8 protein-coding genes are annotated in these 15,582 nt (G+C 68.9%); 2 read left to right on the forward strand and 6 right to left on the reverse strand.

Annotation, left to right across the window (positions count from 1 at the left end; translation table 11 throughout):
- The first annotated feature begins 43 nt into the window (after positions 1 to 43).
- Positions 44 to 3,175, forward strand: a complete 3,132-nt coding sequence (locus AC07EJ_RS17590) for a phosphocholine-specific phospholipase C (RefSeq protein WP_478884475.1) — start codon at positions 44 to 46, stop codon at positions 3,173 to 3,175.
- A gap of 67 nt (positions 3,176 to 3,242) precedes the next feature.
- Here the strand turns inward: AC07EJ_RS17590 and AC07EJ_RS17595 are convergent, their stop codons facing one another.
- The gene (locus tag AC07EJ_RS17595) at positions 3,243 to 5,309 is read right to left on the reverse strand and encodes a restriction endonuclease (protein WP_478884561.1); all 2,067 of its coding nucleotides are present in this window, start codon (positions 5,307 to 5,309) and stop codon (positions 3,243 to 3,245) included.
- 244 nt (positions 5,310 to 5,553) lie between these two features.
- Between AC07EJ_RS17595 and AC07EJ_RS17600 the strand changes: the two genes are divergently transcribed.
- The gene (locus AC07EJ_RS17600) at positions 5,554 to 7,128 is read left to right on the forward strand and encodes a recombinase family protein (RefSeq protein ID WP_478884476.1); all 1,575 of its coding nucleotides are present in this window, start codon (positions 5,554 to 5,556) and stop codon (positions 7,126 to 7,128) included.
- Between the two features lie 783 nt (positions 7,129 to 7,911).
- Here AC07EJ_RS17600 and AC07EJ_RS17605 read toward each other — a convergent pair.
- From AC07EJ_RS17605 to mreD, 5 genes are all read right to left on the reverse strand, one after another.
- Positions 7,912 to 9,849, reverse strand: coding sequence for a TIGR03960 family B12-binding radical SAM protein (locus AC07EJ_RS17605; RefSeq protein WP_389477492.1), 1,938 nt, complete (start codon positions 9,847 to 9,849; stop codon positions 7,912 to 7,914).
- A gap of 34 nt (positions 9,850 to 9,883) precedes the next feature.
- Positions 9,884 to 11,395 carry a CYTH and CHAD domain-containing protein gene (locus AC07EJ_RS17610; protein ID WP_389477490.1) on the reverse strand — a complete coding sequence of 504 codons (1,512 nt, stop codon included), beginning with the start codon at positions 11,393 to 11,395 and terminating at the stop codon, positions 9,884 to 9,886.
- Between the two features lie 71 nt (positions 11,396 to 11,466).
- Positions 11,467 to 12,663 (reverse strand): rod shape-determining protein RodA, encoded by a 1,197-nt coding sequence (rodA, locus tag AC07EJ_RS17615; RefSeq protein WP_389477488.1) that lies wholly within the window; start codon positions 12,661 to 12,663, stop codon positions 11,467 to 11,469.
- 6 nt (positions 12,664 to 12,669) lie between these two features.
- Positions 12,670 to 14,853, reverse strand: coding sequence for a penicillin-binding protein 2 (mrdA, locus tag AC07EJ_RS17620; protein ID WP_389477486.1), 2,184 nt, complete (start codon positions 14,851 to 14,853; stop codon positions 12,670 to 12,672).
- Between the two features lie 44 nt (positions 14,854 to 14,897).
- Complete coding sequence (gene mreD, locus AC07EJ_RS17625; RefSeq protein WP_389477484.1) at positions 14,898 to 15,572, reverse strand: rod shape-determining protein MreD; 675 nt, start codon at positions 15,570 to 15,572, stop codon at positions 14,898 to 14,900.
- Between the last annotated feature and the right edge of the window lie 10 nt (positions 15,573 to 15,582).

The following is a 15,582-nucleotide window of genomic DNA, read 5'->3' on the forward strand; positions in this document are numbered from 1 at the left end:
GCCAAACAGGCCGCTTGCAGAAGGACGTTGGAGGACACCCCCGATGAGCACCAGCTCACCGCACCCCGAGCACAGACCCGAACTCTCCCGCCGCACCCTCATCGGCGGCGCCGCTGCCGCCGGTGTGCTGGCCGCGCTGCCGCTGAGCCTGCGCACCGCGCTCGCCGCGCCGGGCAGGCCCGGCAAGCTGGAGGACATCCAGCACGTCGTGGTGTTCATGCAGGAGAACCGGTCGTTCGACCACTACTTCGGCACGATGCAGGGGATACGGGGGTTCGGTGACCGCGCCGCCGTGCGCGGGATCAACGGCAGGCCCGTGTTCCACCAGCCCGACCCGTCGCGCGCGGAGGGCTGGCTCGCGCCGTTCGCGATGAACGCCGCGCACACCAGCGCGTACCAGCAGGGCGCCGCCGCCTTCGGGTTCGGCGACTCGATGAACGCCCGCAACGACGGCATAGCCGACGGCTACGTGACCCGGCGCGGCAGCGGCTGGCTCGGCCAGGGCTACTACGAGCCCGCCGACATGCCCTTCTACAACGCGCTCGCCTCGGTCTTCACCATCTGCGACCACTACTACTGCTCGACCGAGACCAGCACCAACCCGAACCGCGAACACCTCATGACCGGCACCAGCGGCGGCACGGTCCGCGACATCGCCGTCGTCGACAACCAGGAGCCCGGCTTCGAGTGGACGACCTACGCGGAGCGGCTGGAGGCGGCGGGGATCTCCTGGAAGACGTATCAAGCGCAGGAGAACTTCGACGACAACGCGCTCGCCTGGTTCAACACCTTCCGCGCCGCGAAGCCCGGTGAGGCGCTGTACGAGAAGGGCATGAAGAAGGTCGGCGACCCGGCGCAGACGAACGATCCGTGGGCGATGGGTGACGCGCTGGTCGCCGCGTTCGCCGAGGACGTGAAGAACGACGCGCTGCCGCAGGTCTCCTGGCTCGTCGCGCCGGCCGCCCTGTCCGAGCACGCCAGCTACGCGCCGCCGCACGGGGAGGATCTGACGGCGCGTCTGCTGTCCGCGCTCGCCGACAACCCCGAGGTCTTCGCCAAGACCGCGTTCATCCTGAACTACGACGAGCACGGCGGCTTCTACGACCACCTGGTCGCGCCCGTTCCGCCGGTCGCCGAGGGCCGCGGCCGGTCGACCCTGACGCCCGACGGCGAGGTCGTGGTGCGGGTCAACAAGGGCAGCTCGTCCTTCTACCGTCCCGTCAACCAGCAGGGCCAGTACCGCGTGAAGGGTGCCGACGGGACGCTGACCTGGTCCGACACGCTGCCCGCCGGTGAGACGAAGGCCGCGGGGCCCTTCCCGCTCGGCCTCGGCATGCGCGTACCGATGATCGTCGTGTCGCCGTGGACGCGCGGCGGCGCCGTGGCGTCGACGGTGTGCGACCACACGTCCGTCATCCAGTTCCTGGAGAAGCGCTTCGGAGTGCACGAGCCCAACATCAGCCCCTGGCGCCGTGAGATCACCGGTGACCTGACCGACGTGTTCGACTTCTCCGGCAAGAACCCGTCGTGGCCCACGCTGCCCGACACCAGCGGCAACCGCCAGAAGGTCACCGACACCGGCAAGCTGCCCGCGCCCACCGTGCCCAGGCCGCAGCTCCTGCCCGAGCAGCAGCGCGGCAGCCGCACCGCCCGCCCCACCCCGTACGACCTGCGGGTCACGCCACGCGTGCGCGGCGGCAAGCTCACTCTGGACCTGGCCAACCACGGCCGTCAGGGCGCCGTTCTCGCGGTGTACCCCGAGCCCGGCATCGCACCCAAGCACTACACGCTGAGCCCCAAGTCGAAGCTGTCCGACGTGTGGAGCCCCGGCGACAACGGCTACGACCTGCGCGTCCACGGGCCGAACGGCGCCCTGTGGCAGCTGCGCGGCGACGCGGCCGGCTCGTACGAGGCGCACCTGGACCTCGCCGACGACGGCCGCGGCGCCGACGTCGAGCTCACCAACCACGCCCGCACCGCCCGCACGTTCCTCGTCGGCGACCTGGCCTACGGCGGCGGCACCCGCGAGTTCCGCGTCGGCGCGGGCGCGCACCGCACCGTCCGGATCCGCGTGCCGCGCGAGAGCTGGTACGACGTTGCCGTCACCGTCCGCGACGAGCCCGGCTTCCTGCGCCGGTACGCGGGCCGGGTCCCCGGCAAGCTCGAAGGCGTCACCGACCCCGCGATGGGGCTGCCCGACGCGCTCGGCGTCACGGTGTCCCTGGAGGCGGCGTCGACCACGATCGACGAGGCGATCCTGGTCCCCGGCAAGGCCGCCCGCGTGCGGGCGCGGTTCGACGCGACGGTGGCAGTAGCCGCGATCGAGGCGCACCCGGTGGTGCCCAAGGGCTGGGCGGTGAAGGCGGTTTCGGCGCCGCCCGCCTCGCTCACGGCGGGCGCGTCGGCGACCGCCGAGTGGGAGGTACAGGTCCCCGCCGAGCTGTCGGGCACGGCCGCGTACCGGCTGCTCGTGACGGCGCGGGCCCGGTCCGGCGAGCGGTTCGTCCTGGCCGACGGCGAGGTCTCGGCGCGTACCGCCCCGTCCATGGCGGGCCATCTGCTCGGCGAGGACTTCGAGTCGGTGGCGGATGCGCTGGAGCCGGTCTCGGGCGTCGTCGGCTGGACGGCGAAGGCCCCGAAAGGCTGGTCGGTGGTGAACGCGGCCGGTATGCCGCAGGGCACCGCCCGCCTCCAGGGCTGGACGTTCCACACCAAGCGGGCCTGGTCACCGGTGGGCCAGGACCGTGGCAGCTTCGGCCGTGCGCTCGGTGTCGTCGCGGTCGCCGACCCGGACGACTGGGACGACACGGGATCGCCTTCGTCGAAGGGCACGTTCGACTCGACCCTGATCTCCCCCGCGGTCCCGGTCCCGTCCGGCACATCGAAGCTGTACGTGGCCTTCGACTCGCACTACCGCCAGGAGGCCCCGCAGAAGGCGGCGGTGACGGCGGTCTTCGACACGGGCGAGGAGACGCGTCTCCTCTACTACAGCGCCGACGCGACGGGCAACGACAACGCGGGCCAGGACGCCGAGAACACCTTCGTGACGAAGGAACTCGCGGTGCCGGCGGGCGCGAAGTCGGTCACCCTGAAGTTCCGCATGTACGACGCGGGCAACAACTGGTACTGGGCGGTCGACCACGTCCGCGTGGACGACAAGCCGGTCACGGCGTGACATGAGTGAGGGGCCGGGACGCCATCACGGCGCCCTGGCCCCTCGTCCCTAGTTCCTCGCCTGCGGGCTACTCCACCTCGATGCCGTAGTCCTGGACGAGCTCCTCCAGGCCTCCCGTGTAGCCCTTGCCCCCGAGCACGAAGTCCCAGTCGCCGCTTGACCTGCGTCGGAAGGAACCGAGCACCAGCGCCGTCTCACGGGCACGGCCGTCGGAGACCTCAAGCCGGCCGAGGTCGCTCATCGACGGGTCGAGCAAGCGGATACAGGCATCGGTGAAACCTGAAAGATCCGCATCCGGATTGGTCTCCGGATCCACGGCAGCGACCAGGACGAACCGATCAGCGCCCTGCGACAGCGCGTCGAAGGAGACCCTGATCGCCGCCTTGTCTGGCGCGTAGGCTGGCAGCGCGCGTACCGAGCCGTCCGGGGTCTGCGGGTTGTTGAAGAAGACGAAGTGGTCCTCGCTGAGGACCCTGTTGCCTGTGCAGACAAGGGCGCAGACGTCCAACGCCACGTCGCCGGACCACGTCATGCCGAGCACGTTGTAGTCATCGGACGAAGTCGCGGGGCCGGACGGTTCGGGCGGCGCCGGAGCCGGTCGCCCGCTTTCCCCCAGACGTCCGCGAAGCCCGTGCCGGTGCAGCAAGTCGACGAGTTGGCTGCCTTCGATCAGCTCCAGTGGCTTGCCGCGGGCGAAGGTGTGCGAACCCGGTCCGAATTTCGACGTCGTCACCAAAACACCCTTGTTGGCGCCCGCGTCCTGGACCGTGCCGTACAGGTCGCGCACCGCGGTGGGCGGCACGGTGTTGCGGTAGCGCTTCACCTGGACGACGATCTTGCCGCCCCTGATGGGAGCCGGGTCCAGCGCGTCGACATCCACGCCGCCATCGTTCGAACGCTGTGTGGTCACTGCCTGCATACCCATGGCGCGGAACAGATCGGCGACGAGGGACTCGAAGGCGATCGGATCCATCTCGTACAGGTCCGGCTCCTGCTCCTCGCCCCCGCCGCCATGGCTGACGGCCTGGTTCCGGACCTCCTCGGGCTGCCGGCTCGGCCGCACGGGGGACAGCTGGTCGGGGCGGATCGTGAGTTGCCCCCGCAGCGCTTCCGTCAGGCAACTGGTCGCGCCCACCTGTTCCAGATGAAGCTCGGTGAAGGCTGCCCGCTGGGCCATGACCGTGGCCAGGAAGATCTGGGTCTGCCTGCCCGTCGCCGGGTCGGGGGCGTCCACGAAACCGTTCAACGCCACCGAATCCAGAATGCGGTACTCGTCTGCCGCGAAGAGCTGGTGCAGAACGAGCAGCACGCTCTGCGCCAGCACCTCCCGGTACAGCGCACGGCGCTGCGTCACGGGGCGCGCCGTCTCCTTGTCCTGATCCTGGGCCGGTACGTACCTCACCGACTTGGTCTCCGGCACGACGTCGTACCCGGGCAGCTCCCAGTTCAGTACCAGCTGCCTGGCAGCCGGGTCGAAGGCGGCCGCCAACTGCCGGGGGAAGCCTTCCGGCCAGGCGGTCGAGGCGTAGAGGGCGGCGGAGAAGTACTCGACCACGAGTTCAGGGTCACCCTGCCTGACGCCTTCGGTCACTTCCGTGATGCCCTCGTTGTGCCGTCGTATCTCGGCTCGCTGCGCCTCGGCCCATTGCTCGTAGTCCCGCTGGAAGGCGGCCAGTTGCTGCTGTCGCTGCGCTTCGGCAGTCTGCGCCTGGTGCCAGTCGTGTTCGAAACGGGCCCGCGCCTCGGCCTCCGCCTGTGCACGCCGGTTGGCGGTCCAGCCGCCCTGCGCCTGGTACTGACCCTGATTCGGCATACGCACAGGCCATGCGAGCTGGCCGGGGTCGAACGGCGGGATGTCTTCCACACGCATCAAGGACGTCGCCCTGAAAGCCGACGCCTGGCACCCTTCGGTCAGAAGTCCCTGCAAGGTCGCAATCTGTGCGTCCAGCTCCTCCGTCCGGCGCCTGGCCTCCGCATGGCGGTACTCCCGGTGCCCCTGGGCCGCACGTCGCTGGTAGTCCCGTGCCAGTCGGGCTTCCTCCCGACGCCGCCTCTGCTCGGCCTCGATCTGGCGCTGATACGCGCGCTGCGCCTCAGCCCATGTGTTGACGTAACCAGCAGAGCGACGGCTCATACGCTCGGGCCCCTCCCCAGGCGTCGGCAGCGCCGACCAGACCGTGGTTGCCCCCGCAACCAGTTGTGACAAGCCGACTTTATCCAGCACCCACTGACCTGGAAATCCACTTGCCGAGGGCGGCCAGAATCGGCTGTCCGCGCAGGGTCCCATCGCGTGCACGGGGACTTTGGACTTGGATATACGTTTCCATCTTTGGTTATAAAGAGACGCACCCATATCTGGCCCTGTACGCTCCGCAACCATGAGGACGTACGACATCGAGAGCGAGTGGACCTCTTCGGACCTGGCCCTCTTGGAGCACCTGAAGCAGGCGGAGGCTCTGCTCCCCGACGACGCGCCGCGTGCGCTCCTCTCAGTCCGGCTGTCCGTGTTGACCGAGGACACGACCTCGCCGGTTCGGCAGGAACTCGACCTGCGTGCATTGGCCAGAGAGAAGGGGTATCGCGTCGTCGGCGTCGCCTCCGATCTCAACGTGTCGGCGACGAAGGTTCCGCCGTGGAAGCGGAAGCAGCTCGGGGATTGGCTCAACAACCGGACCCCCGAGTTCGATGCTCTGCTCTTCTGGAAGCTCGACCGTTTCATCCGCCGCGTGACCGACCTGTCCACGATGATCGAGTGGTGCGAGCGGTACGGGAAGAACCTCGTGTCGAAGAACGACACGATCGACCTCAGCACAACCATGGGCCGGGTCATGGTCTCGCTCATCGGCTGCATGGCCGAGATCGAGGTGGCGAACACATCGTCCCGCGTCACATCGCTGTGGGACTACGCGCGCACGCAGGACTCCTGGCTCGTGGGCAAACCGACGTACGGCTACGTCACGACGAAGGTGGACGGCAAGCCGGCACTCGCCATGGATCCGGACGCACGCAAGGCCCTGCACTGGGCTCGGCGCATGGCGCTCCGAGGCGTGTCCGCTCGGCGTATGGCCCTGTGCCTCGTCCGCTCCGGACTCATGTCAGCGGGACTCACCACTTCGACTCTCCTTCGGCGCCTTCGCAACCCAGCGCTCATGGGGTACCGGGTCGAGGAGAAAAAGCAGGGCGGGAAGCGGCGAAGCAGGCTCGTCGTCAGCAACGACGGCAAGCCAATTCGCGTGGGCCCCCCGATCTTCACCGACGAGGAGTTTGACACCCTCCAAACGGCGCTCGACCACCGGGGCAAGAGCCAGCCCACCCGGCAGGCAGGCGGAGCGACACAGTTCCTCGGCGTACTGATCTGCGTCGACTGCTCGACCAACATGACCGTGCAGAAGACCACGAGCAACGGCCGGAGCTACACCTACCTGCGCTGCGGCAAGTGCAAGGGCGGCGGCCTCGGCGCTCCCAACCCCCAGGACGTGTACGACGTCCTCGTCGACGATGTACTGCGCGTCCTCGGCGACTTCCCTGTCCAGGTCCGGGAGTACGCGAAGGGGGCCGAGTCACGCGCCGAAGTAAAGCGGCTCGAGGATGCCATCTCGTACTACATGACGGAGCTCGAGCCGGAAGGCCGCTTCTCGAGGACACGGTTCACTCGCGAGCGAGCGGAGAAGACCCTCGACAAGCTCACGGACGAGTTGAACGCCATCGCTCCCGAGACCACGCAGGACCGTTGGGTCGTCGTGCACAACGGCAAGACTTTCCGGGAGGCGTGGGAAGCGGGCGGCATGGAGGCAATGGCAGAGGACCTGCGCCGCGTAGGCGTCAGGTGCGAGATCGCCCGGAGCAAGGTCAAGGGGGTGCGTGCCCCGTCCGTACGCTTGCTGTTGAAGATCCCGCACGACGTTCGCGAGCGCCTCGTCATCAAGACCGACGACTTCGCACCGACGCTCTGACGGGAGTCACCCGCCAGCACGTGCCACCTCAGGTGTCGCTCGGTGTACCGGTAGGGGTCGGTCGGCCGGACGACCAGAAGTCCGAGTGCACGTTGGGGGTCGCAATGCCCTTTCCCCGAGCGGTGGGTTGCGCCACCTTCGACCTTTCCACGCAAGCCGTTTGAACGTCCAGGAAAAATTGCCCCTTGTACCCGACGGTCAATCCCAGCTTCAATACCCCCCCGCGTCGGCATAGAGAGCCGGGAACTCCTTGCCGGGATTGACCCTGGTGATTTTGTAGCCCGACTTCTTCCATTCGTATTCGATGGACCCGAGAAGTGATCCTCTGTCGGAAACCTGAGTCATGACCACAGCGCGGCGCGTGACGTCACCAAGCCCCGGGGGACGTGCACATGCCGCTATCAGACGGCCCGTGCTCCCAAGCCAGTGAAGGCCGCATGGAAGAGAGCGTGGTGCGGATCAGCCGGTCAGCCTTGTCTGCCGCCTCCTGCATGTTCAAGCCGGAACCTCTTGAAGGAACGTGGGAATTCCCTCCCTCGCCACCGCAGCCCGACAGGAAAGTCAGGGCAAGCACGAGGACGGCGATGCGAGCCAGGACGTACTTCACCGCAACACGTCCACACTCAGGAAATACCCAACCATGAAGGTTGCCACGAATTTCCCCCACTTATCTGTACGAGCAGATAAGCGTCGCCATCGCAAGAAAGGCGCCCAGGCCGATGCCTAGGCGCCTTTCAGCGGCCTATCCCCGGGCCTTGGCCCGCTCCCCCTCGACGGTCACGGCTACTTGTTGACCACCGTCAATGGCAGCAGCTTCTTGCCCGTCGGGCCGACCTGAATCTCGGTCTGCATCGCGGGGCAGACACCACAGTCGAAGCACGGCGTCCAGCGGCAGTCCTCGACCTCGGTCTCGTCGAGCGAGTCCTGCCAGTCCTCCCAGAGCCAGTCCTTGTCCAGACCGGAGTCCAGGTGGTCCCAGGGCAGGACCTCCTCGTACGTGCGCTCACGCGTCGTGTACCAGTCGACGTCGACGCCGAACTCGGGCAGCGTCTTCTCGGCGCAGGCCATCCAGCGGTCGTAACTGAAGTGTTCGCGCCAGCCGTCGAAGCGGCCGCCGTCCTCGTAGACCGCGCGGATGACGGAGCCGATGCGGCGGTCACCGCGGGAGAGCAGGCCCTCGACGATGCCGGGCTTGCCGTCGTGGTAGCGGAAGCCGATGGAGCGGCCGTACTTCTTGTCGCCGCGGATCTTGTCGCGGAGCTTCGTCAGACGGGCGTCCGTCTCGGCGGACGACAGCTGCGGGGCCCACTGGAACGGCGTGTGCGGCTTGGGCACGAAGCCGCCGATGGAGACCGTGCAGCGGATGTCGTTCTGGCCGGAGACCTCGCGGCCCTTCTGGATCACGTTCATCGCCATGTCGGCGATCTGGAGGACGTCGTCGTCGGTCTCAGTGGGCAGGCCGCACATGAAGTACAGCTTCACCTGGCGCCAGCCGTTGCCGTAGGCGGTGGCGACGGTCCGGATCAGGTCCTCTTCGCTCACCATCTTGTTGATGACCTTGCGCATGCGCTCGGAGCCGCCCTCGGGGGCGAAGGTCAGACCGGAGCGGCGGCCGTTGCGCGTGAGCTCGTTGGCCAGGTCGACGTTGAACGCGTCGACGCGGGTGGAGGGGAGGGAGAGGCCGATCTTGTCGTCGGTGTAGCGGTCGGCGAGGCCCTTCGCGATGTCACCGATCTCGGAGTGGTCGGCGGAGGAGAGGGAGAGAAGGCCGACCTCCTCGAAGCCCGTCGCCTTGAGACCCTTTTCGACCATGTCGCCGATGCCGGTGATGCTTCGCTCCCGCACGGGGCGCGTGATCATGCCGGCCTGGCAGAAACGGCAGCCGCGGGTGCAGCCGCGGAAGATCTCGACGGACATCCGCTCGTGGACGGTCTCGGCGAGGGGGACGAGGGGCTGCTTGGGGTAGGGCCACTCGTCGAGGTCCATGACGGTGTGCTTGCTGACGCGCCACGGCACGCCGGACCTGTTCGGCACGACGCGACCGATGCGGCCGTCCGGCAGGTACTCGACGTCGTAGAACCCGGGGACGTAGACGCCGCCCGTCTTCGCGAGGCGGAACAGCACCTCCTCGCGGCCGCCGGGGCAACCCTCGGCCTTCCAGGCGCGGATGATCTCCGTCATGTCGAGGACGGCCTGCTCGCCGTCGCCGATGACGGCGCAGTCGATGAACTCGGCGATCGGCTCGGGGTTGAAGGCCGCGTGGCCGCCCGCGAGGACGATCGGGTCGTCGATCGTGCGGTCCTTGGCCGCCAGCGGGATGCCGGCGAGGTCCAAGGCCGTGAGCATGTTCGTGTAGCCGAGCTCGGTGGAGAAGGAGAGCCCGAACACGTCGAACGCCTTGAGCGGCCGGTGCGAGTCCACGGTGAACTGCGGCACCTTGTGCTCGCGCATCAGCGCTTCCATGTCCGGCCAGACGCTGTACGTGCGCTCGGCGAGGACGCCCTCGCGCTCGTTCAGCACCTCGTAGAGGATCATGACGCCCTGGTTCGGGAGCCCGACCTCGTAGGCGTCCGGGTACATCAGCGCCCAGCGGACGTCGGAGCTCTCCCACGGCTTGACGGTGGAATTGAGCTCACCGCCCACGTACTGGATCGGCTTCTGCACATGCGGGAGCAAAGCTTCGAGCTGTGGAAAAACCGACTCTGCGGCTTCGGCAGGCATACCCGGGACCTTCGTGAGCTGACAGGGGGGACTGTCAAGCGTAACGCGGCCAGGAGACCGCCTTCGCCCACAGCGGCGGCAGCTCCGTCTCGGCCCGCCCGGCGCGCGCCTCCTCGCGCCCGTACAGCAGCCCGTACGTGAAGGCGCTCTCCCCCGCCGCATGCGCCTGCGCCGCCAGGTCGCGCAGCGCCTCACGCGCCATCACGCTGTCCTGGTGCTCGCCGAGCAGGGTCTGGAGCGCCTTCGCGTGGCTGCCGACGTCCGTCGCCTGATCGCCGAGCGCGGGCGCGGCGACCTCGGCTGCGTACCGGGTGCGCTTGGCGGCCTTGCGGGCGTCGTGCAGGGCGAGGTCGCGCGCCGGGCCGGGATCCTCGGCGAGCGCCCCCTCGACATGGCCCGCGAGCCGCTTGTAATCCCGCAGCACAGCCTTGGCCAGGGCGTTCTTCGGCTGCTTGGCGCGCAGCGGAGGCGCGTCGACGAGTGCGTCGAGGGCGGCGAGGAGCGCGAGGTAGCGCTTGCCGTCGAGTACGGCGATCAGATGCCGGCGCGATCCGGAGCGCCGGGCCCGCGACCAGGTCCGCAGCCGGGTGCGGACGGGGCCCGTCGACAGTTCGCGGGGCAGTTCGCCGAGGGCCGCGGTCAGCCGCTCGGTCAGGACCTCCTGATCACGGTCGGCCCCGAGCTCACCGGCGATCCACTTCAGCTCGTCACCGATCGGGTCCGTCACGGCCCGGTCGAGGATCTTGCCGTAAGAGCGCAGCGCGCTGCGCAGCCGGCGGGTGGCGACGCGCATCTGGTGCACCGCATCGGGCAGGTCGCGCCGGACGGCGGGGTCGAGGTCGACGATCGCGTCGCGCTGGACCCTGAGGTAGGCGAGGAGGTGGTCGGCGGGGGTCTCGGGGTCGTCGGCGGGCCGGGGTGGGCGCGGGCCGATGCCGGTCTCCGTGAGCGCCCGCGCGAGCTTCGACACGGCGGCCGAGCGGCTCACGCCCGCCTTGCGGAGTTTCTTCTCGACCTTGCCGAGGAACGCCGGGTCACCGCCGTCCGCCAGCTCGACCTCGATCTCGGTCCAGGCGGCGGCGCCGTCCCCGCCGATCAGCCTCTCGGCCCGTACGCCGTCGACGCTGACCTCGGCGAGGAGCGCGCCGTCGGCGCCGGTGAGATCGCGGACGTCGCGCGAGGAGCGCAGCCGCATCAGGGGGACGAGATCGGCCTCGCGCACCCGGGAGCGCACGAGGCCGGTGAGGTCGCGGGGCACGTCGTCGGAGAGCGGGGCCCGGATCTCGTCCCGTACGCCCTCGGCGAGGGAGACGGGGAGCTTGAGGTGCCAGCCCGCGTCGGCGCCGCCGGTGCGGCGCCGCAGTGTGATCGCGGCGGCCGCGAGGCGCTGGTCGGCCGTGTCGTAGTAGACGGCGTCGAGGTCGACGACGCCTTTGTCGATGACGGCGAAGACCCCGGCGACACGGCTCAGATCCGGCAGCCCGAAGCCTTCGCCGGCCACGGGCGCCTCGTACTTCCGCTCGATCTCGCGCTTCGTCTCCGCCATGAACCGAATTTAGTCGCGAATCCGGATTCTGGGCAGACCCCGTGGCAGACCGCCGGCAAACCAGGCGCTTCCTACGCCGACATGGGCCTTTGCACGCGGATCGACTGGAGCAGCCCGATCGCCACCCAGACGGCGAACATGGACGATCCTCCGTACGACACGAACGGCAGGGGCAGGCCCGCCACCGGCATGATGCCGAGCGTCATGCCGACGTTCTCGAAGGCCTGGAAGGCGAACCAGGCGATGATCCCGGCGGCGACGATCGTGCCGTAGAGCTCGGTCGTCTCGCGGGCGATGCGGCAGGCGCGCCACAGGATGACGGCGAGCAGGAGCAGGATCAGCCCGGCTCCGGCGAAGCCGAGTTCCTCGCCGGCGACGGTGAAGACGAAGTCGGTCTGCTGCTCGGGGACGAACTGGCCGGTGGTCTGGGAGCCGTGGAAGAGGCCGGTGCCGGTCAGGCCTCCCGAGCCGATCGCGATGCGGGCCTGGTTGGTGTTGTAGCCGACGCCGGCCGGGTCGAGGGCCGGGTTGGCGAACGCGGCGAAGCGGTTGATCTGGTACTCGTCGAGGATGTGCAGCCGCCAGACGGAGATCGCGCCGAGCACACCCGCGCCGAGCAGGCCGAACACCCAGCGGTTGGAGGCGCCGGAGGCGAGCAGCACACCGAGCACGATGATCGCCGCGACCATGATCGTGCCGAGGTCGGGCATGAGCAGCACTACGAGCATCGGGACGGCGGCGAGGCCCAGCGCCTGCAGTACCGTGCGGTGGTCGGGGTACTGCTTGTCGCCCGCGTCGACCCGTGAGGCCAGCAGCATCGCCATGCCCAGGATGATCGTGATCTTGGCGAACTCGGCGGGCTGGAGCGACACTCCGCCCGCGGACAGCCAGTTGCGCTGTCCGTTGATCGTGTCGCCGAGCGGGGTCAGCACCAGCAGCATCAGGAAGACCGAGGCGCCGTAGAGGATCGGCACGGCCGTGCGCAGGGTGCGGTGGCCGAGCCAGATCGTGCCGATCATCAGGGCCAGGCCGATGCCGGTGTTCATGAGGTGCCGGAACAGGAAGTAGTACGGGTCGCCCTGGTTGATCGCGGTGCGGTTGCGGGTCGCCGAGTAGACGAGCGCCGAGCCGATGAGGGACAGGGCGAGCGACGACAGGAGGATCGGCCAGTCGAGGCGGCGCAGCACCGAGTCCCTGGCCATGAGGCGGGTCAGGGTGGAGCGCTCGGGGCCGTACCCGGAGACGGAGAAGCCGTTGGTGCCAGCCATGGTGCGTCAGTCCCGCCTTCCGGTCACCGGGGCGCCGAAGACCGCCGCCAGTTCCTGCTCGCCGGGGGACGGGCTCGGCTCGGCGGGCTTGTAGGGCTTGACGGTCGGTGCGTCGATCGAGCCGTCCGGCTTGACCTTCGGCAGGTTCTTCTCCGGCGAGGGCAGCAGGGCCTTCTTCTTGTCGATCGTGCCGTCGTCGGAGACGCCGTACAGCGCGTTGTAGATCTTGCGGACGGCCTCACCGGAGGCTCCGGAGCCCGTACCGGCCTGGGAGATCGTCATGATGACCGAGTAGTCCTTGGAGTACGTGGCCAGCCATGACGTGGTCTGCTTGCCGTAGACCTCGGCGGTGCCGGTCTTGGCGTGCAGCGGGATCTTGTCCTGGGGCCAGCCGCCGAACTTCCAGGCGGCGGTACCGCGGGTGACGACGCCGGCGAGGGCGTCGTCCATGCCCTTGAGGGTCGCCTTGGTGATCGGGAGCTTGGCCTTGACCTGGGGCTTGATCTCCCTGACCGTCTTGCCGTCGGCGCTGATGATCGCCTTGCCGATGGTCGGGACGTACTCGGTGCCGCCGTTGGCGAGGGCCCCGTAGATCATGGCCTCCTGAACCGGCGTGAGGAGGGTGTCGCCCTGGCCGATGGAGTAGTTGATCGAGTCGCCCTCGCGCATCTTGTTGCCCTCGAGGCAGTTCTCGTAGGCGATCTTCTGGACGTAGCTGCCGTTCTTCTTGCCGGTCTTGCACCAGCTGTCCTTGTTGGCCTTCCAGAAGGCTTTCTTCCACTGGCGGTCGGGGACGCGGCCCGTGACCTCGTTGGGAAGGTCGATGCCGGTGGTCTTGCCGAGGCCGAACTGGTGGGCGGCCTTGTAGAAGTAGTCCTTGGGGGTCCCCTTCGGGTTGATGCCGCCGTCCTTCTTCCACTCCCGGTCGGCGAGGCCGTAGAAGACGGTGTCACAGGAGACTTCCAGCGCGCGGCCGAGAGAGATGGGGCCGAAGTTCTCCCCCTCGAAGTTCTTGAAAACCTGGCCGCCGACCGAGTAGGAGCTGGTGCAGGGGTAGCCGCCGTCCCACTTGTAACCGGCTTCGGCCGCGGCGGCCGTGGAGATCACCTTGAACGTCGAACCGGGCGCGGACTGCCCCTGAATGGCCCTGTTGAGCAGCGGGTAGTCGGAGCCCTTGCCGGTGAGCTTCTTGTAGTCCTTGGCGGAGATGCCGCCGACCCAGGCGTTCGGGTCGTACGACGGTGCGGACGCCATGGAGACGATCCGGCCGGTCTTGGCCTCCATGACGATGACCGCGCCGGAGTCGGCCTTGTAGTTCTCGCCGGTGATCTTGTCGAACTGCTGGCGGGCCGCCTTCATCGCCTCGTTCAGCTCGTACTCGGCGACGCCCTGCACGCGCGAGTCGATCGAGGTGACGACGCTCGCCCCGGTCTCGGCCTTGTCGCTCTTCGCGCGTCCGATGACGCGTCCGAGGTTGTCGACCTCGTAGCGGGTGACGCCGGCCTTGCCGCGCAGTTCCTTGTCGTAGGTGCGCTCGAGGCCGGAGCGGCCGACCTGGTCGGAGCGCAGATACGGCGACGTGGTGTCCTTGGCCTTCTCGATCTCGGCGTCGGTGACGGGCGAGAGGTAGCCGAGGACCTGCGCGGTGTTGGAGCCGCCCGGTCCCGCGTAGCGGCGTACGGCCTCGGGCTCGGCGGTGATGCCGGGGAAGTCCTCGGAGCGCTCGCGGATCTGGAGGGCCTGCTTGGGCGTGGCCTCGTCCGTGATCGGGATGGGCTGGTAGGGCGAGCCGTTCCAGCAGGGCTGCGGCGTCTTGGCGTCGCAGAGGCGGACCTTCTCCGTGACGTCCGCGGGCTTCATCCCGAGGACGTCGGCGAGCTTGGCCAGTACGGCCTTGCCGTCGTCGGGCATCTTCATCAGGTCCGTGCGGGACGCGGAGACGACGAGGCGGGTCTCGTTGTCGGCGATCGGCACACCGCGGGCGTCCAGGATCGAGCCGCGCACGGCGGGGCTGACGACCTGCTGGACATGGTTGCCGGAGGCCTCCTTGGCGTACTCGGCGCCGTTGCGGATCTGGAGGTACCAGAGGCGGCCGCCCAGGGTGAACAGGAGGGACAGGACCAGGATCTGGAGGATGACGAGCCGGATCTGGACGCGTGGGGTCCGCCCGGTCTCGGGAATGTTGGTCATGCGGCCTCCCCCTCAGTGCGTGTACGCGGTGGTGTGCGCGGCGGTCACAGGCGCTTGACCCCCTTGATGCGGCCGGCCCGCGCGGAGCGCGACCTGGCCGCCTTCAGGCGGAGTCCGCTGCGCTGGTTGCCGATGCGCAGGCCGGTGCCGGAGGAGAGCCAGCCGGCGGTGACGTCGGTGGCCTTGCCGGAGCCGGGCGTGGACTCGGCGAGCGGATCGTTGTCGGCGCGTCTGGCCAGGGCGATGATGAACGGGACGGTGAACGGCGCGAGGAGCAGATCGTAGAGCGCGGCCGTGAACAGCAGGCTGCCGATGCCCACATGGCGGGCGGCGGTGTCGCCGACGAGCGCGCCGACGCCCGCGTAGAGCAGCGTCGAGCCGATGGCCGCCGCGACGACCACGACCATCGGGCCGAAGGCGGACCTGAGCTGGCCGTTGTCCGGCTTGGCGAGGCCGACGAGGTAGCCGACGACGCACAGCACGAGGGCGTAGCGCCCGGCGGCGTGGTCGGCGGGCGGCGCGAGGTCGGCGAGCAGACCCGCGCCGAACCCGATGAACGCGCCGCCGACATGGCCGTACACGAGGGCGAGGCCGACGACGGTCAGGAGCACGAGGTCCGGCACGGCGCCGGGCAGTTGGAGACGGGCGAGTACGCACACCTGGACGACCAGGGCGACGACCACGAGGGTGGTCGAGAGCAGCAACCGGTTGAAACGCATGAAGTCCAGC

Source organism: Streptomyces sp. NPDC045026 (assembly GCF_056432625.1).

Excerpts from the sequence above, each read along its gene's own strand:
- AC07EJ_RS17590 (WP_478884475.1), top strand. The coding sequence starts at position 44 with ATGAGCACCAGCTCACCGCACCCCGAGCACAGACCCGAACTCTCCCGC.
- AC07EJ_RS17595 (WP_478884561.1), bottom strand. The coding sequence starts at position 5,309 with ATGAGCCGTCGCTCTGCTGGTTACGTCAACACATGGGCTGAGGCGCAG.
- AC07EJ_RS17600 (WP_478884476.1), top strand. The coding sequence starts at position 5,554 with ATGAGGACGTACGACATCGAGAGCGAGTGGACCTCTTCGGACCTGGCC.
- AC07EJ_RS17605 (WP_389477492.1), bottom strand. The coding sequence starts at position 9,849 with ATGCCTGCCGAAGCCGCAGAGTCGGTTTTTCCACAGCTCGAAGCTTTG.
- AC07EJ_RS17610 (WP_389477490.1), bottom strand. The coding sequence starts at position 11,395 with ATGGCGGAGACGAAGCGCGAGATCGAGCGGAAGTACGAGGCGCCCGTG.
- rodA (WP_389477488.1), bottom strand. The coding sequence starts at position 12,663 with ATGGCTGGCACCAACGGCTTCTCCGTCTCCGGGTACGGCCCCGAGCGC.
- mrdA (WP_389477486.1), bottom strand. The coding sequence starts at position 14,853 with ATGACCAACATTCCCGAGACCGGGCGGACCCCACGCGTCCAGATCCGG.
- mreD (WP_389477484.1), bottom strand. The coding sequence starts at position 15,572 with ATGCGTTTCAACCGGTTGCTGCTCTCGACCACCCTCGTGGTCGTCGCC.